This window comes from Mucilaginibacter dorajii (genome assembly GCF_024808255.1).
GTDB classification, from domain to species: domain Bacteria; phylum Bacteroidota; class Bacteroidia; order Sphingobacteriales; family Sphingobacteriaceae; genus Mucilaginibacter; species Mucilaginibacter dorajii.
This window is the reverse complement of sequence record NZ_JANTYS010000012.1, coordinates 185,217-207,465: the sequence shown is the minus strand read 5'-3', so window position 1 is coordinate 207,465 and position 22,249 is coordinate 185,217. Positions and strand designations below refer to the sequence as shown.

General features: G+C 41.6%; 13 protein-coding genes. 11 read left to right on the top strand and 2 right to left on the bottom strand.

Translation table 11 applies throughout. The features are described from left to right. Positions 1–273: 273 nt before the first annotated feature. From FHS10_RS17505 to FHS10_RS17490, 4 genes are all read left to right on the top strand, one after another. On the top strand, positions 274–1,170 hold the full coding sequence (locus FHS10_RS17505; RefSeq protein ID WP_259092930.1) for an AraC family transcriptional regulator: 897 nt from the start codon (positions 274–276) through the stop codon (positions 1,168–1,170). A 419-nt stretch (positions 1,171–1,589) separates the two neighbouring features. Further along, positions 1,590–4,589: a SusC/RagA family TonB-linked outer membrane protein gene (locus FHS10_RS17500; RefSeq protein ID WP_259092928.1), complete on the top strand. Its 3,000-nt coding sequence runs from the start codon at positions 1,590–1,592 to the stop codon at positions 4,587–4,589. Positions 4,590–4,611: 22 nt separating this feature from the next. Next, positions 4,612–6,240 carry a RagB/SusD family nutrient uptake outer membrane protein gene (locus FHS10_RS17495; RefSeq protein WP_259092926.1) on the top strand — a complete coding sequence of 543 codons (1,629 nt, stop codon included), beginning with the start codon at positions 4,612–4,614 and terminating at the stop codon, positions 6,238–6,240. 82 nt (positions 6,241–6,322) lie between these two features. Beyond that, on the top strand, positions 6,323–7,408 hold the full coding sequence (locus FHS10_RS17490) for a phosphatidylinositol-specific phospholipase C1-like protein (RefSeq protein ID WP_259092925.1): 1,086 nt from the start codon (positions 6,323–6,325) through the stop codon (positions 7,406–7,408). A 435-nt stretch (positions 7,409–7,843) separates the two neighbouring features. Here FHS10_RS17490 and FHS10_RS17485 read toward each other — a convergent pair whose 3' ends face one another. Together FHS10_RS17485 and FHS10_RS17480 are read right to left on the bottom strand one after the other, a co-directional pair. Further along, a complete protein-coding gene (locus tag FHS10_RS17485; protein ID WP_259092924.1) occupies positions 7,844–8,998 on the bottom strand; it encodes an aminotransferase class I/II-fold pyridoxal phosphate-dependent enzyme in 1,155 nt (384 codons plus the stop codon). A gap of 2 nt (positions 8,999–9,000) precedes the next feature. Beyond that, entirely contained in the window at positions 9,001–10,395 is a 1,395-nt protein-coding gene (locus tag FHS10_RS17480) for an APC family permease (RefSeq protein ID WP_259092922.1), read from the bottom strand. Between the two features lie 253 nt (positions 10,396–10,648). Between FHS10_RS17480 and FHS10_RS17475 the strand changes: the two genes are divergently transcribed. The 7 genes from FHS10_RS17475 (at position 10,649) to FHS10_RS17445 (ending at position 22,167) form a co-directional block, all read left to right on the top strand. Further along, positions 10,649–11,680, top strand: a complete 1,032-nt coding sequence (locus FHS10_RS17475; RefSeq protein ID WP_259092919.1) for a LacI family DNA-binding transcriptional regulator — start codon at positions 10,649–10,651, stop codon at positions 11,678–11,680. 768 nt (positions 11,681–12,448) lie between these two features. Continuing rightward, positions 12,449–13,000, top strand: coding sequence for a discoidin domain-containing protein (locus FHS10_RS17470; protein WP_259092918.1), 552 nt, complete (start codon positions 12,449–12,451; stop codon positions 12,998–13,000). 113 nt (positions 13,001–13,113) lie between these two features. Then, complete coding sequence (locus FHS10_RS17465; RefSeq protein ID WP_259092916.1) at positions 13,114–16,173, top strand: SusC/RagA family TonB-linked outer membrane protein; 3,060 nt, start codon at positions 13,114–13,116, stop codon at positions 16,171–16,173. Positions 16,174–16,202: 29 nt separating this feature from the next. After that, positions 16,203–18,017, top strand: coding sequence for a RagB/SusD family nutrient uptake outer membrane protein (locus tag FHS10_RS17460; RefSeq protein ID WP_259092914.1), 1,815 nt, complete (start codon positions 16,203–16,205; stop codon positions 18,015–18,017). A 114-nt stretch (positions 18,018–18,131) separates the two neighbouring features. Then, entirely contained in the window at positions 18,132–19,082 is a 951-nt protein-coding gene (locus FHS10_RS17455) for a hypothetical protein (RefSeq protein ID WP_259092912.1), read from the top strand. Positions 19,083–19,173: 91 nt separating this feature from the next. Next, positions 19,174–19,845, top strand: coding sequence for a basic secretory protein-like protein (locus FHS10_RS17450; protein WP_259092911.1), 672 nt, complete (start codon positions 19,174–19,176; stop codon positions 19,843–19,845). A 24-nt stretch (positions 19,846–19,869) separates the two neighbouring features. After that, positions 19,870–22,167, top strand: a complete 2,298-nt coding sequence (locus FHS10_RS17445; protein WP_259092908.1) for a GH92 family glycosyl hydrolase — start codon at positions 19,870–19,872, stop codon at positions 22,165–22,167. Positions 22,168–22,249: the final 82 nt, after the last annotated feature.

Genomic DNA, 22,249 nt, shown 5'->3' with positions numbered 1-22,249 from the left:
TTAAAACAAATTAAACAATAAATAGATATTTGAATTTACAGCAATAAAACATTAGTAATAAAAAAGAGGCTGATCATGATTTATGATACAGCCTCATATATAATTGTTTATATAACAATTATATATGAGGCTAATTTGTCTGTTTTTTTGCTTGAAAAAAGGGGCGATGCGCAAAAAATTAGCAGATACTTACCGTAAATTATCCGGTTAAGCTTAAATGTTGGTTTTTAGGGTTAAGTAATTGTAAATTGAGTAAGGATTTAAAGATTTAAGATGAAGGTTTTACAATTTACCATCCCGGTGCCCCATGATAAAAGTGTAATAGTGGAAAAGGTTGTTTTACCGTATCACTATCCTTACCTGCACCGGCATAAAGAAATACAGATCACCTGGATACAGCATGGCGAAGGTACCCTGGTAGCGGGCAACAACATGCATGATTACTCGCCCGGCGATGTATTTGTGTTAGGCGCAAATTTGCCCCATGTATTTAAAAGCAATCCCGAGTATTTTGCCGGCAATAAGCAGATAGAAGCGTTAACCATATTTTTTAGTACCGAAGGTTCATTGGCCCATTTATTTGATTTGCCCGAGCTTAAGGTAAATAAAATGTTTTTGCAACAGCACCAGCAGGGCTTTAAAGTACCTCACCCGGTTGCCGATAAGGTTTGCAGTATCATGACCACGCTAAAAAACGCCACTGGTACTGCCCAACTCGCAGAATTTTTTAACCTGTTGAACAGTTTATCGTGTATCAAAAAACGGCTCGATCCGCTATCAACCTATGGTAACCTACCGGGAATCACCGAAAATGAGGGCATCAGGATAGGTAACATTTACAACTTTATTATGCAGCATTATGGCAAGCAGATTACGCTTGAAGATGTAGCCAAAGTTGCGTTCATGACACCTGAATCATTTTGCCGTTACTTTAAAAAGCATACCGGCCACACTTTCATTTCGTTTTTAAACGAAGTGCGGATCAACGAGGCCTGTAAAAAACTCATTGCGCATAAGTTTGAAAGCATCAATATTGTAGCATCAAATTGTGGCTTTAAAAGTATCACCAACTTTAACCGGGTTTTTAAAAGCGTTATTGGCAGCTCGCCAAGCGGATATCTGGAGGCTTACCATAACAATTTAATCAGTTTAAACCGGGCGGCAGGTTAAATAAGACAAAAGCAGTTAAGAATTCATGATATAGTATTATTGATGTTGATGAAAGAGAAGACCGCTCCGAAAGGGCGGTCTTTTTTATTGATATGGCTGATGCTGATACATCCTGCACGCAAAGCCGAAGCGGGTTTACCCTGCGATTAGCTTTGAAATGCCATTAACTCAAGATTAAGATGTGGTGATGTAGGTGTTAGGTTTTTTTCGATTTTCAATATAAATACTCGTTCTAAATCAATTTAATAGCTATAATATTCCTTTGCTTGTTGTTTTAAACTTGCGAATAAGTTAATATGTAATTTATTTCCTGCTAACATCATAAGCGTTGTTTTGCACTCAAATGTCGCCCGGTTACAACTCTGTTAACGGGCAGTATTCTTACAGGTTAAAGGGTTAAAACAATTTATTTGAAACTTATGAAAAAAAATTACCGATTTAATTTAAGGCTATTTTATGATTTAAAGCAAAAGGCTATTTTGCTTTTTTCATTGATGCTGCTGGCCTCGGCAAGTACTTTTGCACAGCAGGGTACAACAATAAAAGGAACAGTTACCGACGAGAATAACTCGCCCCTGCCAGGTGTGGTAGTTACGGTAAAAAGCTCGGGCAAAGGAACTTCAACTACTGTTAATGGTACTTACCAGGTTACAGTGAATGGCCCGGAAGACGTAATCAAATTTGCTTTCTTAGGCTCGGTACCCAAAGAAGTTACCGTGGGTACTAAAACCACGGTTAACGTTACCCTGGTAACCGATACCAAACAACTAAAAGATGTTGTAGTTATTGGTTACGGTACTGCAAGCCGTAAAGATGTAACAGGCGCAATCACCTCTGTTAAAGCCGAAGACTTTAACCAGGGTGTACTTACCACCCCTGCCGAATTGTTACAAGGCAAGGTAGCTGGTTTAAATATTACCAAAAGCGGCGATCCGAACAAGCAACCCGCTACCATTTTAAGAGGGCCATCAACACTGCGTGAAGGTGCTGCTCAGCAACCGTTTTATGTAATTGACGGTGTACCCGGTGCATCGATCGACCTTTTAGCCCCTGCCGATATCGAAAGCATTGATGTGTTAAAGGATGCATCTTCAACTGCTATCTATGGTTCACGTGCAGCAAACGGTGTAATTATTGTTACCACCCGCCGTGCAAAGGCTGGCCAAACAAGGTTAACTTACAGCGCTTATGGTGCTGTTGAAAACGTATCAAAAAACATCGACGTACTGACCGGCGATGAGCTGCGCAAATATTTAACTGACAATGGCGTGGCTAAATTAAGCGCTGCCGATGACGATGGCTCAAATACCAACTGGCAAAAACTGGCCGAAAGAACCGGCTACTCTCAAAACCATAACCTTTCATATGGCGGCGCTGGTACCAACTCAGAATATGGTGCAAGTGTAAACTATATGAAAAACAATGGTATATTAAAGAATACCAGCCTTGAGCGTACTATTTACAAAGGTTACATCAACCAGCGTTTTTTTAATGATCGTTTAAAACTGGGTATTACCCTTACTAACAGTGTTACCAAAAACAACGATATATTTCAAAGCCAGGTATTATCGGGTATTTTATTCTACCTGCCAACGGTTAGTCCCTTTAACGCCGATGGTACCTATAAGGAAAATTATTCCCGTACAGGCAGTGGCCCGTTAAACCCGCTGAGCTTAATTAATAACAACTTTACCAAAACAGAGAATAACAAAACGCTGATCAATGGTTTTGCCTCTGTCGATATATTAAACGGTTTAAAGTTTACCATATCGGGCTCAACTCAAAAAGAGCAAAATAACGTTAACACGTACTCTACCAGCCAGTCGGGCATATATGTTAACGCAGGCGGTGTTGCTGTACGTAGTGCTTACACTAATACCAGCAACGTTGTTGAGGCTTATTTTAACTATGATCGCGTTTTTGGTAAGCATTCGCTGAAATTATTAGGCGGTTACTCTTATCAGCAAGACCGTAATAACGATGGATTTGGTGTGCAAACCCAGGGTTTTTCAAATGATGCTTTAACTTACAATTACCTGGCCCTTTCTAACCCTACCCAGCTTTCGCAAATAGTTTTCAACCCTAACTATATCTCAACGTTAAGGTTTGTATCATTTTACGCACGTGCCCAATACGAATTTTCTGATAAATACCTGTTACAGGCCTCCCTGCGGGAAGATGGATCATCAGCATTTGGTATTAACCAGCGCCATGGTTACTTCCCCGCTGTTTCTGCTGGATGGAAATTGATCAATGAAGATTTCATAAAAGCTATCCCGGTTATCAGCGACCTGAAATTAAGGGCTGGCTATGGTGTATCAGGTAACAGTTTAGGTTTTGACGCCTTTACCGCAAGGTTAATTTATGGCGTTCCACCGGGCGGCGGTAAATTTTTAAGCAATGGTAACATTGTTAACCCTATTGGCCCTGTACGTAATGATAACCCGGATTTGAAATGGGAAAGTACAGCAACCACCAACATTGGTTTGGATTTTGGTTTGTTTAACAACCGTTTAACCGGTTCGGTAGATTACTATATCAAAAAAACATCAGATTTGATATACACGTACCCGGTATCAACCACCTTATATTTTTACCCTTTTTACACTGCTAACGTAGGTAAAATTAAAAACAGCGGTCTTGAAGTTGTTATTAACGCTGTGCCGGTAAAAACACGTGACTTTACCTGGCGTACGTCATTCAACGTTTCGCATAACAAAAACGTTGTACAAAGTTTATCAAACAGCCAGTTTGGCCTTAACTTTATTCAAACAGCCCAGTTAGGCGGTAAAGGTCAGTCGGGTAACTACAGCCAGATCATTCAGCCAGGCTATGCTATTGGTACGTTTGACCTGTGGCATTATTTAGGTAAAAACGCTAACGGCGTAAGTACCTATGAAAAGGCCGATGGGTCAACAACTGCTACCCAGCCACTTACTACAGATCAGTTTATTAAATACGATGCCCAACCTAAATTGATTTACGGCTGGAGCAACAGTTTCTTTTATAAAAACTTCGACCTTAACTTCCTGGTGCGCGGGGTGTATGGCAACAAGATCCTGAACGCAACTCTGGCCTCACTAAACAACCCTGCCGATTCAAAACTGCAGAATATCCCAACGTATACCTTAGGCGAATCGTTTAAAGATATCAATGCTTACCTTATCTCTGATCGTTTCCTGGAAAGCGGTTCATACCTGCGGTTGGATAACGCTACTTTAGGTTATACCATTAAGCCGCATATTCAGGCCTTTAAAAGCCTGCGTTTTTATGCATCGGGCAATAATATTTTTATCATCACCAAATACCGGGGTGTTGATCCCGAAGTTAATATCGGTGGCTTAACCCCGGGTATTGATAATCGCGATTTCTATCCTAAAACACGCACGTTCAGCTTAGGTATTACTGCACAATTCTAAAAAATCAGAAAGAGATAAAAAGATGAAAAAGATAATTATAATATGTGCCGCAATTGCTGTGATCATGAGCACATATTCATGTACAAAATTAGATGTACCTGTTGAATCACAATACGTAAAATCAAACTTCCCGGTTACCGATGCTGATTACACCGCATTGCTGGGTACTATTTATTCAAACCTATCGGCAAACTACGCGGTGCCATACTGGCGCATGCAGGATATGTCTACCGATGAGGCTATCCTACCTGCCCGCGACGGTAACTTTGACGACGGCGGTCAGTACAGGCAGTTACACTACCACACCTGGACCTTTGATCACCCCAACGTAATAACCGTTTGGCAATGGGGTTTCGGCGGTATCAATACCTGCAACCGTATTATCACCGTAATTAATGCTTCGTCATCAACAGCGGCAAAAAAAGCAGCCTCTATTGCCGAAGTTAGGGCAATGCGCGCCCTGTACCTTTATTTCATGATGGACCTGTATGGCAACGTACCTATCATTACCGATTTCCCGGTAACTACACAACCTGCCAATCAGCCGCGCGCCCAGGTGTATGCATTTATTGAAAACGAACTTAAAGCCGTGTTACCATTATTGCCTGCCAAAAGCGCCAATGCCGCTACAAACGTATCGCAGTACGGCCGCCCAACAAAAGGTATGGTATTTGCATTGCTTGCAAAAATGTACCTGAACTCGGGTGTATATACCGGAACCACCCGCTACCAGGAAACAGTTACCATGTGCGATAGCGTACAGGCCAACGCCAACTATTTTCTGGATGCTAAATACAGGGATATATTTTTGCCAACCAACGGCCCGGCGATTAATGAAACCATATTTGCAGTACCTTACGACCAGCAAATACCGGGCAACCAGTTTACCCGTTTCGGTTTCTTTTACTACCTGGTTAACGCATATGGCTTTAACGTGGGTTTAAGTATTGCCATGAGCACTACGCCCGAGTTTTATAACCGTTTTAACATTCCGGGCGACGACCGAACCAAAACATGGCTGGCTGGTCCGCAATATTATCCGGATGGTAATGGCGGTTTTACCAATCAACCTGTTTACTATCCTGTGGGAACTGCAGGGGTTCCGGCAAACACACAAATTAACATCAAACCTACGTTAACCTTAACAGGATTAAAACCAATGGATTTAGGTAACGATGTGCTTAACGCACAATCAGAAGGTGTACGTTCAATCAAATACTACCCTGATGTTAACATTATCCAGGCAACCCGTTTAAACAGTAATGATGTACCGGTATTCCGTTTGTCTGATGTTTACCTGATGAAAGCAGAGGCAATATTACGCGGAGCTACACCAACTACCATAAACGGCGAAACACAAATCCCGCTTACATTAGTAAACAAACTACGTACCCGTGCCCATGCGCAAGTGGCGTCGTCAATTGATTTGGATGGTTTGCTTGATGAGCGCGCACGTGAGCTTTCATGGGAAGCATGGCGCCGTAACGACCTGATCCGTTATGGTTTGTTTGAAAAAGAGTACCCACTACCGGTTGCCGGCGGTAAAACGGATGATTTGAAAATGAATACCGACATTACCCGCAGGTTATACCCAATTCCATCAACCGAATTAAAAACAAATCCTAACCTGAAACAAAACCCGGGTTATTAATTGATGTTATATTATACCATAAGCGCATCGGTTTTACCTTTGCGCTTATGGTATTTTTATTGAATACTAAAAAGATAAACCTATGAAACTCATTAGCGGCTTATTAGTAAGCCTTTTATTCCCATTATCGTTTTTTAAAACGGATGCGGATGATATTACCATCAACAAAATCCAGGTGATAGGATCGCACAATAGCTATAAGCGGGCTATTGACCCTAAATTGTTCCATTTTTTGCAATCGAGAGATTCTGTTGCAATGAGCAAAATTGATTATGAGCATATTGGTCTTTCAGACCAGCTTAACCTGGGTTTGGGCGCTTTAGAAATTGACGTGTATGCCGATGCTAAAGGCGGCAAATACGCGCATCCAAACGGGCTTAGCTGGGTGCCGGGCCAACCTGCATACGATACGCAGGGTGTAATGAAAGAGCCTGGCTTTAAGGTTTTTCACATACAGGATATTGATTACCGCAGCAACTGCTTAACCTTTAAACTTTGCCTGCAGGAATTAAAAAAATGGAGTGACGAGCATCCTGGTCATAACCCTATTTTTATTACCATGAATGCAAAGGATGAAGCCATGAAGAAACCTGGTTTTAAGGTGCCTGAAAAGTTTACATCAAAAGTATTTGCCCAGCTTGATCAGGCTATATTAGATAACCTGGGTCGTTCATATCTTATTACGCCCGATGATGTGCGCGGTAAATACAAAACGTTGGAAACTGCAGTATTGCATAACAATTGGCCAACCTTAAAAGCCGCAAAAGGTAAGTTCATTTTTATCCTTGACGAAAAGGGAACTAAACGGGCTACCTATATTGCAGGCCATCCATCGTTAAAAGGTCGTGTGCTTTTTGCTGACGCGATGCCCGGTACACCAGAGGCTGCTATTCATATCATGAACAATGCAAAGAAGGATTTGGCGGCGATAAAAAGCCTGGTAAAGAAAGGATACATCATCCGTACCCGTGCAGATTCTGATACGGAAGAAGCCCGTAACAATGATAAATCGTCATTTATAGCCGCGCAAAAATCTGGTGCACAAATCATCAGTACAGATTACTATAAAAAAAGCACACATTTTAAATCAGACTACGTGATAAGCTTTACCGATGGCACTTATTTTAAAACAGACCCGTTGTTTAAAACGGCGATGGCAAATAAATAAAAAGGTTTATAGTTAGAGCCTGTTTGAATTTTTTGAAGAATATTTTATATGATCTATGAGGCGAGTATTCAGCGCCCAATCAGTCAAATTGGGGCTTCTTTCAGGACGGCACATTTTGAAAGAAGCTTACACATTTATTGAATAGTCCTGTGATTAGTTTACAGGACAAAAATGGTTTTTGGGGGTTAAGTCACTGATAGAGAGGTAATAAAGTGTTCCACTCTTTTTGATATTTAAAAAACGCAACTTGTTGATTATTAATGGAAATGCGTTCCAAAGCGTTCCATGTGTTCCACCCGTTCCGGTGGAACAGTAACAAGGTAATGCATAGTACATCAGCTTAAGCAAACAAAAAGATTCAGAAGTTTAGCCGTTTTTCTTTTTAAACAGAATCTTATTACGAAAAGCCTCGGATCAAAACATCCGGGGCTTTTTTTAGGCCAAAGCCTGCTGTAAATCGGTAATTAAATATTGCGGATCTTCTAATCCGATATACATCCTGATAAGCTGGTGGGCTTCGTTATTAATATCATATTCCGCTGCATTCATGGATGCTATTGCCGGCACAACTAAACTTTCATGGCCTCCCCATGAAACGGCGATAAGGATGTGTTTTAGATGATCACAGAAAGCTTCGATCTTTTCAAGTGAAGAGTTTTTCAAAATAAAACTGAATAAGCCACCGCAACCCTGCATTTGCTCATGTGCCAGTTCATCCTGTTCAAAACCGGGGCTAAAAGGCCATAATACTTTTTCAACCTCCTCATGTGCCGCAAGCCATTGGGTAACAATGGTGGTGCTTTCAAAACTCCTTTGCAAACGCAATGGTAACGTGCGCAATCCTCTTAACAATAGCCAGGCTGAGTGGGGAGAAAGGGCCGGGCCAAGGTTCATAAACTCGTTATCAAAAATCTGTTTGATGAGCACGGTGCTGCCCGTTATCACCCCCGCAACTACATCAGAGTGCCCACCTATATATTTGGTTGCCGATTGCGCCACCAGGTCAATCCCCATTTTTATAGGTTGCTGATAAAGTGGTGTGCAATAGCTGTTATCAATCATGGTGATAATACTCCGCGATTTTGCAAAGGCAGCCACCTTTTTCAAATCCTGTAATTGATAAGTGAACGTATTGGGGCTTTCTAAATAAATCAACCTTGTTTCGGGTTTTACCGCGTTTTCAAAGTTGCTGAAATCGCTGCCATCAATAAAGGTAGCGGCGATGCCAAATTTGAACAGAAAATCGTTGAACAGCTTTCCTGTCCAACTGTATGGATCTTTAACCGTTATCACGTGGTCGCCGGTTTTAAGCAAAGAAAGTATGGTTACGCTGATGGCCCCTATACCGCTATTGAAAAGCAATGCATCTTCGGCACCATCCAAAGCCGCCAGCTTTTTTCTTAAAATGGTAAGCGTGGGATTTTGCCCGCGCGAGTATAGGCTGGCCTCAAATTCATTGGCCATAGCCACCCTTAAATCGGCAATGGTTTTAAATGCAAAATTGGTTGATTGCATAATAGGCGGCGAAACAGCGTTAAAGTAGTTCTCCCGGTCTTCGCCCAGTTCATTTAATATAAACGAAAGATCCATAATTAAGGTGTTGCTTTGGTTTTTTGACTGAATTTGGTAATAAAATATATAGCAAGGCCTACCGCAAATGTGCAAATGCATATTAGGGCAGCTGTAGGATTTTCAATAAAAATGGATAAGGTAACCAGCCAGTAGGTGATGATGAAAATGACCGGAATAAAAGGGAACCATTTTATGGTATAAATGCCTGTTATATCAATATGTTTTGTTTTTTTGCGTAAGATAAATATAGATAGTGCGGCTGTTGATAGGCCCACCGTATCAAAAAACATTACATAACTCATCATTTTTTCAAACGAGCCTACAAAAAACAGGATGATTAACACCGCCGCTACAAAAAAGCTTAGTCCGAATTCCTGTACTTGTGTTTTGGGGTTGATGTGTTTAAATATAGATGGCAGGATGCCATCTTCGGCCATAGCATAGTAAACCCTGGGATTGGCCATAATATTTACATTGATGAAGGCCAATACAGATACAAACATTAATAAGGAAATTACCTTGTAGCCTGTAGCGCCAAACATAACACCGGCTAAAGCGGCTGCAAGGGCAGGTCTGTGCTGAATGCCATCAATCCCCAAAACATAATAGTAAGCAAAATTGATAATCATATACAGGCTGATCACAACCAGCATTCCCCTGAAAATGGCTTTAGGTACGTTCACTTTAGCATTAATGCTATCGCCGCCAAAGTTTATGGTTTGCTGGTAGCCGCCGTAAGTGAAAAATATGGCTATAAGGCTTACCCCAAATCCGCTTAAATTATTGCGGTTGATATGGGAATGATTCAAATGAGCTGTTACCGCGGGCGTATTGCCTTTAAACACCGCGGCGCAAAGCAGTAATATCATTGCTATTTTAAAAAGAGTGAGCACATTTTGTGTACGGGCGCTCATTTTAATACCTAATAGGTTGATTACATATAACACCAATACCGAAGTAATAGAAATGATCTTGATACCTGTGTCGTTTTGCAAACCTGCAGGCATAATAACCGGGCTAATATATTCGGCACCGATTAGCGCTACGGCGGCTACCGAGGCTGCATTGCTGATCACCAATATCCAGTTGATCATGAACGCGAACGCCGGATGAAAGCAATAAGAAAATGCTTTGTAAAAACCGCCGGTAGTAGGGTAACGTGCACCAATTTCTGCAAAGGTAAGCGCGCCGCACAGGCTTATAGCACCGCCAAAAAACCAGGCGCCAAAATATAAATATGGATTGCTTAAGCTTACAGCCACTTCTGCAGGAGTAGCAAAAATACCCATCCCAATTACCAGGCTAATCACGATCATTGACAGATCAAAACGACTAAGCTTTGGAATTATACCCATAGTTGTTTTAAGAGTATCGCCATAAATGTTGATTTTACTACCTGCAAGGTAAGTTAACATTTTGGTAAACTAATAATCAATACAGTAAAAGGTTTTATCGGTTTTTGTGTCGATGAGTTAAAGTTTTGTTATATTTAGCCCAACGCTGTCCAATTATAACCTAAAAAGGTTCATTATCCTGCGCTAATCGTTAAATATTGTTAACATGCTTTATACCTTTACACATAAAAGGCTTAGCTGTGGCATAAATTTATAATTTTGAAAAGGAATGACCTTGCCTAAGCCCATGGTCAGCAGAAAAGGATAACACAACATGATCAAAAAGAAGATCTCGATAAAAGATATTGCCAGGCTCACCAATACGTCTATTACCACCGTATCATTTGTTTTAAACGGCAAAGGGCGCATTAGCAAAGAGATCAGCAAAAAAATATTGGATGTAGCGCAAAAGAACGGCTACGAACCCAATCGCATGGCTATTGGTTTACGCACGGGTGTATCGAAGGTTATTGGCCTTATTGTAGAAACCATTGGTGGTCCGTTTTTTGGTGCTATGGCTAAAGTTATTGAAGAAGAGGCCGAAAAAGCCGGCTACGGGGTTATATATTGTAGTACCAATAATAATATTCAAAAGGGAAAAGATGTGATCAAAATGCTGTCGCAGCAATTGGTGGATGGTTATATTATAACCCCGATGAAGGGTTTGGAAAAAGAAATTCAAAACCTGGTAGCTAATGAAAAACCTGTGGTATTGATTGACGGTTATTTTCCGGGTATCGATATCCCCCACGTGCTTGTTGATAATTATGGCAGTAGCTATAACGCTATCGAATTTTTGATTAAATCGGGCTATAAAAATATAGGTTTTGTAACTGCCGATCTTGAACTGGTTCAGCTTAATGACAGGATGCAGGGTTATAAAGACGCTTTAAAGGCCGGAGGCATTAAAGAAGATAAAAAGAAGATATTTAAATTGCCTTTTGACGCCGAAAGGGAAGAGGCAGTAAATGCTATAAAAACCTTTATCAGTCAGCAAAACCAAATGGATGCCATCTTCTTTACCACCAATTACCTCGGCATCATGGGGCTACAGAGCATTAATGAGCTTAAGTTGAATATTCCTGGCGAGTTGGCTGTGATCAGCTTTGACGATAACGAAATTTTTAATTTGTATCCGCCGGGCATTACAACAGTGAGGCAGCCCACTTATGAAATAGCCAAATCGGCAATTGATATGTTGCTATCACAAATGACAGCCGAAAAGTATAATATCGCCAAAATAAAACTCCAGATTCCGGCTACGCTCATTGAAAGGGGCTCAACTACTACTTTAGTGACTAAATAAAATACATTTTGCCTGTTTAATGTGTTGTTTGGTGGTGAGATATTGCCTGTTTTTTTACATTTTCATTTCTTGTTGTATTTTGTTTAATAAATCATTGATTTTATTGGTGTCATTTATAAAAATATACCAATAAAATTATAATTTTTATAAAATTGATATGTTTTTTATAAAAATGTATGTATTTTTTTGGTAAAACATTTTACTAACATTATATTTGAATTATAACAACGACCCTACATCTACTATTATATTGATAAAACGTTTTATCTGCTGATATTTATTTTGTTTCATTTCAGCGGCTCTTGATTTTGATCAATACTTAGTTCTTTTTTTTATTTTTCTTAGAAGGTAAACGCTTTATAAAATAGATAAAACGTTTTATCTTATTTTGTGAAATAATTTAAAATGAATTAGGATGATAAGATGTAGGTGTTAAGACTTAAATAAAATCGCTTATGACAAAAATTTACTTGCTCAATTACCAGTTTCAAATTCCAATCAAATAATCATCATGTATCATTCCTGTTGTGCTTTCCGGAAAGCACGGCGTGGGAGATAAGTTTATTTGGCGGTGTTATCGAATTGCAGTTAACTGCAATTGTCCTTAGTTCCCATTTTGATCATTTATTCCTTAACTGCGAATAAATTCCTAAAGCACGTTTTGAAACGTGGTGGTAAAGTATTGTCCAAATTTTAGGGTCGTTCCTGTATTGCAACTACTTAATTAATATATATGATTCCAAATTTTAAACAATTAAAAATTAACCTATGAATGTATTAAAACGAACCAGGCAAGTATTGGTAATGCTTTGTATTGCCGTAATTTTTGTTTCGGGTTGTAAGAAGGACAAGGTGCGTCATTACGACCTGCTGCCTCCTGATCCCGAAGATGTAACCGCAACGGGCGTGTTATCAACAAATATTGAAAACACGGGGGGCTCGAATGCAACCGAAGGATCGATCAGGGTAACTGATGGTGACATTAACACCAAGTTTCTCATTTTTAGTTACGATCCAACCTTTTACATCCAGCTGAAATTTAAAACAGCACAGCACATTACCAGTTACACCCTTACATCGGCCAATGACTCGCCTTCAAGGGACCCCAAAAGCTGGACGCTTTCGGGGTCAAACGATGGCACCGCTTTCACAGTATTAGACACGCGGACTAATGAAACATTTGCAGATCGTGAAACAACTAACAACTACACTTTTACCAATGATAAAACTTATACCTACTACCGGCTTAATATAACCGCGAATGGTGGCAGTTCATTATTCCAACTGGCTGAGTGGCGTGTAACTAACGTGCCGCAGTAAACAGTTAATTAATTAAACCAGAATATTTTTCATCCACAAATAAAGAAATTATGTCAAAAATTCGACTCCTTAATGTTCTTGTTGCGAAGTTGAAAAATAATAAGCTCCTGCATATGGCATTTATGCTAATGGTGTTTATTATACCGGCGCACGCACAAGAAACGCTACAAATAACCGGAACGGTTAAAGATGAGCTAAGCATGACTTTGCCGGGTGTAAGCGTTAAAAACTTGCACTCCAAAAAAATAAGTATCACCAATTTAGATGGTAAATTCACTATACCGGCAACCCGTGGCGACTCCTTGTTAGTTACTTATGTAGGTTTCCGTCCGTTTACCACGGTAGTTAAAGATGTAATTACCATCACCATTACATTACAAGCGGCCGAGAACAGCTTAAACGAGGTTGCTATTGTTGGTTACGGTCAACAGAAAAAAGTAAGCCTTGTTGGTGCGCAATCAACAGTTAACCTCGAGGATATAAAGCAGCCCGTGGCCAATTTAAGTGCGGCGCTTGCCGGGCGCATCAGCGGTTTGGTTGGGGTTCAACGTTCAGGTTTACCTGGCCAAAACGGCGCTGATCTTTGGATTCGCGGTATTGCTACTTTCAACCAGTCTGGTAACAGCGCATCTCCGCTTATTGTAGTTGACGGTGTACAAGGCCGGGATATCAATGCGCTTGATCCGGAAGATATATCTTCTTTTACTATTCTGAAAGATGCATCGGCAACCGCGGTTTACGGTGTTGCAGGTGCTAACGGTGTAATTTTGATCAACACTAAAAAGGGTACCTCTAATAGTAAAACTGTTTTAATGTTTAACTACAACCAGGGTATTACTTCATTTACAAAAACGCCCGAGCTTACCGACGGTGTGGAGTATATGATGTTAAGGAACGAGGCCCGTTTAGCCAGCGGCCAGGGCAAAGAGTATAGCAACAACTATATTAACTCGACCATAAAAAATGAAGACCCTAACCTCTATCCTAATGTTAACTGGATGGATGCTTTGTTTAAAAGCACAGCACAAAACAGGCGAGCCAATTTCAGTGCCAGGGGTGGTTCAGAAAATACTACCTTTTATGTATCCGGCGCTTATTATGACGAAGAAAGCTTGCTGAAAACAGATGCTTTACAAAGCTACGACGCAACCACCAGGTTTAAACGTTACAATTTTACCTCAAACGTTTCCATGAACTGGACAAGCACCACCAAGTTTGAGTTAGGTGTGCAAGGATATATTACCAATACTAATTACCCGGGCGTAGACCCTAACGCTGCATTTGCAGACGTAATGCAAACCAACCCTGTACTTTATCCGGTTATGTACCCGGGTAACCTGGTACCGGGAGTAAGCTCGGCAGGTGCGCAGCCCAATCCATATGCAGAGATCACACAAACAGGCTATCAAAATATTTTTAGTAACCAGGTTTTGTCAAATGCAAGGTTAACACAGGATTTAAAATTCTGGGTTCCGGGATTAACATTCAGCGCTTTGTATTCATTTGATGTTTACAATACACATACTATTGCGCGTACCCGTCAAAGAAGCTGGTACCAGATAAATAGGGCTAACCCTTACAATGATGACGGCTCAATTAATTTAAATGTAATACAACAAGGGTCGGATCAACTTGGTTTTAGTCAGGGTAGCGATGGCAACCGTCAGTTTTATACCGAGGCTTCATTGAACTATGATAAAAGCTTTGGTCAAAAAAACCACGTAACCGCGTTGGCATTGTTCAACCAAAGGGAACAGTTATTTAATGCTGCTACAGATTTAACATCTTCACTGCCTTATCGTAGCCAGGGTTTAGCCGGCAGGGTTACCTATTCTTATGATAATAAGTACTTTGCCGAAGGTAACTTTGGTTATAATGGTTCTGAAAACTTTGCACCTGCCAAAAAATTCGGTTTCTTCCCTTCTTTTGGTGTAGGATGGGTATTATCTAACGAGAAGTTTTATGAGCCTTTAAAAGACGTTATTGATTTTGCCAAAATCAGGTATTCTGATGGTATTGTAGGCGATGGCGGTAATGGCGGCAGGCGTTTTGGCTACCTTACATTAGTAAGCACCGGCGCAAGTGGTTATACCTTTGGTAACGGAACCGAAAATAAAGGATACGGAGGTACTGCTATAACAAGTTACGGTACTGATGTACAGTGGGCGAGATCGCATAAAAGAGATTTGGGATTAGAGATCCAGGCTTTCAGATCTCTGTTTTCATTAACTGTTGACGTGTTTAACGAGAGGAGAAGCGGTGTATTCTTACAAAGAGCTTCTTTACCGGCATTGGTGGGGCTTAGCAGCAACCCTTATGGGAACCTTGGTATTATTACCAATAAGGGTATCGATGCTACCATTGTACTTAACCCAACTAAAATTGGCGATTTTACACTTGATGTACGTGGTACGTTCACTTATAACCGCGATAAAGTTATCGAAAATGACCAGGCACCTCAACCTTATCCATATATGGAAAGAAGAGGTACCAACTACCTGGCAACATTTGGTTATGTGGCTACAGGCTTATTCCAAAGCCAGGCAGAAATTGATGCTGCTCCAAGTCAATCAGCCCTTGGTACCGTACGTGTAGGCGATATCAGGTATAAAGATTTAAATGGTGACGGTAAAATTGACGCGAACGACGTTACCCGTATTGGTAACGGAGACGTGCCTACTACTACTTATGGTATGGGCTTCAATTTACAATACAAACATTTTTACATCGGTGTATTCTTCCAGGGAGTTGCCGGTGCTGATAGGTTGCTGAGCGGCGATGGTATTATACCATTTAACAATAGCACCGGTGCCGAGCGTAGCAACCTTTTTGCTGTTGCCGAAGACAGGTGGACACCTGAAAATCCAAACCCTAACGCTTTTTATCCTCGTTTAGCTTATGGCAATAGTGCTAATAAAAATAACGCGGTTACCTCATCATGGTGGGTTAAAAACATCGATTTCATCCGTTTAAAAACCGCCGATTTCGGTTACAACCTGCCTAAAGGAACGCTTAAAAGTGTAGGGTTAAAAAATGCTCGTGTATATCTGCAAGGTTTAAATCTATTATACTGGAGCCCTTTCAAATTGTGGGATCCAGAGCTTAATACCACTAACGGTACCGCTTATCCAAACACAAGAACGTTAACCGCGGGTGTTCAAGCTAATTTTTAAGCGAAGTAAAAACGTATAATAAAAACAACATGAAAAAAATAACATATATAGGTTTGTGCGTGCTGGCGTTAAGCGTGGGCTCATGCAAAAAATATTTGAGCCAGGTGCCCGATGACGCGATCACCGTGGATAAGATCTTTACATCCAGGAACAATACCGATAACTTTTTGGCCAACATTTACAGCGCCATCCCTGATGAGTTAACGCAACGTTATAACGGAACAGGTAACTCTGGCCCTTGGACAGCATCGTCCGACGAAGCCAAATACAATTGGGATTTCAATTACAGTAATAACATGAACGCCAGTACCTGGAGCAATACCGATGGCGACGTGGCATTATATTGGAATAACTATTATGTAGCTATTCGCAACGCTACTTACTTTATGCAGAATATTGATAGTGCCAATCCTGCCGAGGTGGATGCCAACACGAAAAAGACCTACAAAGCCGAAGCACGTGGCCTACGTGCATTATATTACTATTGGTTGCTACGCACCTATGGGCCAGTGCCGATAATTGGCGATAAGGTGCTTGATGTTAACGCGCCGATAACAGACCTGAGGCTGGCCCGTACGCCATTTGACCAGGGGATTGATTATGTAGTTACCGAACTGGATGGAGCCGCCGCGGATTTAAACGCGACTCCTACAAATAACGCGCAATACGGAAGGATTACAAGTGGTATTTGTAAGGCCTATAAAGTAGAGGCTTTATTACTTAAAGCCAGTCCGCTTTATAATGGTAATACAGATTTTGCATCATTAAAAAATCATGATGGCACGGCGTTAATAAGCCAAACTGTTGATGTTGCCAAATGGACTGCCGCCGCCGCCGCTGCTAAAGAATTCATCAGTACTTTTGTGCCTACAACTTACCAGCTTTACCAGGAAACAGATGCCGACCCTTTTATTGCAGCTTATAAATCTTGCAAAAACGTAGTATTGGCAAACTGGAATAGCGAATGGATTTTCGCCAGATCTAATAGCGGAAGTTATACCCAGTATGATCGTACACCTAAACATGTTGGCGCAGCTTCTCCGGATGGCTCTAACCAGGGCGGTGGCGCATTGGGCGCAACACAAACTATGGTTGATGCCTATTTTATGGCCAATGGTTTGCCTATTAGCGATCCAGCATCGGGTTATATTTCAACTGGTTTTTCAAGCTTTAAAGCACCATTTGATGTAGCCGCCAGGAATACTTATAACCAATGGGTAGGTCGCGAGCCCCGTTTTTACGTCGGCATTACCTACACTGGCAGTTATTGGTTAAACCAGGTGTCGGGTTCAACACTTATTACCGATTTTACTTTTAATGGTAATTCAGGCAGGTCGCAAAGTACATCAGATGTAACCCCTACCGGTTATGTTATACGTAAAGATGTAACTACAAGCGATAATGCAAGAGGCGCTATTATGTTAAGGTTAGCAAATATCTACCTTGATTATGCCGAAGCGCTTAACGAATCAGACCCCGGCAATGCTGATATAGTTACTTATTTAAACCTGATACGTAAACGTGCTGATGTGCCACAGTATGGTGCGGGTGGTATCCCAATTCCGGCTGGACAAGTAGCTATGCGTGCTGCAATACGTAACGAGCGCCGTGTGGAACTTGCTTTTGAAAACGTGCGTTATTTTGACACACGCAGATGGAAAATAGCCGAAACTACTGATGCTGGTCCTTTCTATGGTATGGACATGACCAAAAGCGATAATACCTTCTATAATAAAACGCTTTTGGAAACCCGGGTATTCAGAAAACAACGCGATTACCTGTTTCCGGTACCTAACGATGAGGTGTTGAAAAACAACAACATGGTTCAAAACCCAGGTTGGTAATATAAAAGCAGCCCATAATAAAGCCGCATGGTTTTGTTATGGGCTTTTTATTTAAAAGCCGGTTTAAACAGTAATGGGTTGCCCCGTTTTAAATTATCTTTCGATTTACCTATTATGAAAAAAGTGATCTACGTAGCTTGCTTGCTGACACTAATGGCAGCATGCAGCAAAAAAACAACTACCCTGCCTAAAACACCTGGAGTAAATATTGACCCAAGTGCCCCGATGGCAACCTGGAAAGAACATTGGTTTGAACATGTGCAGTTGCTTAATCGGGTATTTTACGATACAAGCGTAGTTGTTTATTATGATAACGATATGAGAGCCGGTATCACATGGCCTAAAACCTATATGGCCCAGGCCTGGGACTATACAAAAAAAACATACGGCAAATTTGGTAATGACTCACGCCTGTACGTGATTTATCACGCCGGCAAATATGGTGGCGGGCACCCATCAACGTATATGGATGCCAGTCATGATTATCATAACCTAACAGATTGTGGTTCTAACGATCCTAATGCATGGACAGCTGGCACAGGTAATGATATCGACCTGTCAACACATGAAATTGGCCACATCGTTGAGGGCGCATCAAAAGGTGTACATGGTTCGCCGGCTTTTGTTATTTGGCACGATAGTAAATGGATGGAAATATATCAGTACGACGTTTACTTAGGTCTTGGCCGTAATGATGACGCAGTACGCTGGAGCAACCTGAAATTATCAACCTCTGATGATTTTCCCCGGGCAGGTACGCATTGGTATAGGGATTGGTTTTTACCTATCTATACCCAACACGGACAAACAAAAGCACTAAACAACTTTTTTACGTTGTTAGCAAAATACTTCCCCAAACACACGTTTAATAACGGAGTGCAAAATTACCCCGAATACTCAAGAGACTTAAATATGGGCGAATTTATACACTTTTGGAGTGGCGCCGCGGGAGCCGATTTAGCGCCTTTGGCGTTAACTGCCTTTGGCGATAAAGATGAACAGGGCAATAGCTGGGCTACGCAATTGGCACAGGCAAAAAAAAATTTTCCGGGCGTTACCTATTAAAAATCAGATTAGGGTTAAATTACCGGGTTAGATTAAACAAGATTAAAACGTTACTACATTATTATTAACAAATAACTATATACATAAAACAATGAAGAAAATGATTTTTCTGGGCGTAATTGGAGTTTTTGCATTTTGTGCCGTTGGCCATGCTCAGAGTACCGAGGTGATCAGCAAAAAAGGTTACAAACTAACCGTTATTAACCAGGACGCGGCATTTGATAAGGCCGAGATTGCCAAACTGGAAGAAACCTTTTTTGAGGTGTACCCTAAACTGGAGAAAGAGTACAACAAAAAGACATTAAAAGAGGTGACTTTTTTAATTGATACGGCCTATGGCGGCGTGGCCGAAACAGGTGGCGGTGTAGTAAAATTCAGCTCAAAATACATGACCAAACATCCTAAAGATATTGATGTAGTTACCCACGAGGTAATGCACATTGTACAAGATTATGGTAATGGTGCCGGGCCAGGGTGGTTAACTGAGGGTATTGCAGATTACGCCCGTAACAAATTTGGTGTTGATAACCCAGGTGCGCATTGGACATTACCTGAATTTAAATCTACACAGAATTATGATAACGCTTACCGTGTTACCGCCCGTTTTTTAATTTGGGTTGAGAAAAATTATAAAAAAGACCTGGTAAAAACTTTCGACAAGCAATTACGTGATCACACTTTTACAGATGATAGCTGGAAAAAGGAAACCGGTAAAACAGTTGATGAACTTTGGACTGCTTATGCTGCCAATCCAGCTATATAATAATTGGCTCTCTTTACAGAAAAAATGAAGAAATTTCTTTTTGCATTACTTTTAAGTCCGGCAGTTTCCCTTCATGCGCAAACGGCTTCGTCCGAGAAATTGGTCCAATACGTTCACCCTATCATCGGGACAGCGCGTATGGGTCACGTATACCCTGGAGCAACAGTCCCCTTCGGGATGGTACAATTGAGCCCCGAAACGGATACAGCCAGCTACGAGCTGAATGGTAGGTATAACCCCGATGTATACAAATACTGCGCGGGCTACCAGTACGAAGATAAAACGATAGTCGGCTTCAGCCATACCCACTTCAGCGGCACGGGGCACTCGGATCTGGGCGACTTTCTGATCATGCCCACCACAGGTACCCTGCAGCTGAACCCCGGTACGGCCGATAAACCCGGCAGCGGCTACAGATCAGCGTTCTCGCACCAGAACGAGCTAAGCCAGGCCAACTACTACAAAGTAAAACTGGATGACCATAACATCCTGGCCGAAATGACCACCACGGCAAGAGTAGGCTTTCATCAATATACTTTTCCTAAATCAGACCAGTCGCATATCATATTAGACCTGATGGCCGGCATCTATAACTACCCCGATAAAAACGTATGGACGTATTTGAGGGTAGTAAACGATAGTACGGTGATGGGTTTCCGCCAAACCAATGGCTGGGCACGTACCAGAACCCTGTACTTTGCCATGAGCTTCAATAAAGCTTTCTTCAAACACGGCTATAAAAAGTACGATAAAAGAGAAGTATACGGCGGTTTCTGGGGCAAATTCAACAAAACCGAGAACTTCCCCGAAATAGCAGGCAAACAGATCCGCGCGTACTTCGATTTTAAAACCGAAGAAGGCGAAAAAATAAAAATCAAATTCGCTATTTCGCCGGTAAGCATGGCCGGGGCGATGAACAATATGCAAACCGAGATCCCCGGCTGGGACTTTGATAAAGTAAAGAACGATGGCCAGCAGCAATGGGAAACCGAATTGCATAAAATAGAGATCAAAGGGAACCAGGAAACAAAGGAAAATTTTTACACCTCCATGTACCATACGATGATCAACCCGACCATCTACATGGATGCCGACGGCCAGTACAAAGGAATAGACCAAAACGTACACAAAGCCGAAGGTTTTACCAATTACACCACCTTCTCGCTTTGGGATACCTACCGGGCCCTGCACCCGCTGTTCAATATCATAGAACCAAAAAGGAATGCCGATATGGTACAAAGCATGCTGGCGCACTATGAGCAAAGCCCGGAGCATATGCTGCCCATCTGGTCGAACTCGGGTAATGAAAACTGGTGTATGAGCGGTTACCATAGCGTAGCCGTATTGGCCGACGCGGTTGTAAAAGGCACGATAACCGATATCAACACAGCCAACAAAGCACTGGATGCCTGTATAGCCACAGCCACTCATAGAGACTATGAAGGCATAGGCGAATACATGGACCATGGCTATATCCCCGATGAAAAAAGCGGCGTGTCGGTATCATCAACACTGGAATACGCCTTTGACGACTGGTCTATCGCCCAACTGGCCAAAAAGCTGAACCGGATGGATGTTTACGAAACTTTTATGAATAGATCGGCAAACTATAAAAACGTATATGATCCTAAAGTAGGATTCATGCGCCCGAAACTGGCTAACGGCGAATTCAGGAAAGGTTTCGATCCGCTGACGACGATCAATGAAGGATTCATAGAAGGCAACAGCTGGAACTATACCCTGTTTGCACCACAGGACCCAAAAAGCCTTATCCAGCTGATGGGTGGCAACAAAAGGTTCACCAGGTACCTGGATTCACTGTTCACGATGAACCTGCCGGATAAATACTTTGCCGAAACAGAAGACATTACAAGAGATGGTATTATCGGTAACTATGTACATGGCAACGAACCATCGCACCATGTAGCCTATTTGTACAACTGGACAGACCAGCCCTGGAAAACCCAGGAAAGGATCAGGATGATATTGCCAAGAATGTATAAACCGACATCGGATGGACTGGGTGGTAATGACGATACGGGCCAGATGAGTGCCTGGTACATCTTTAGTTCACTGGGCTTTTACCCGGTAGCACCGGGCTCAGACCAATACTCCACGGGAAGCCCCGCGGTAGATGGCGCGACGATCAACCTGGATAATGGCAAAACGTTTACCATCAACGTAAAGAACCAAAGCGCGAAGAACGTATATGTACAAAAGATGGTACTGAATGGCAAACCACTAACCGGCCTTACAATCAGCCATGCTGACATTATGAACGGCGGCGAGATCACTTTTTACATGGGAAGTAAACATAGGTAGATGTGCAGATGTGCGGATTTCAGATGTGCAGATGATTCTTTGATTTGAAAATTTGATGATTTGAGAATTTGAAAATGAAGGA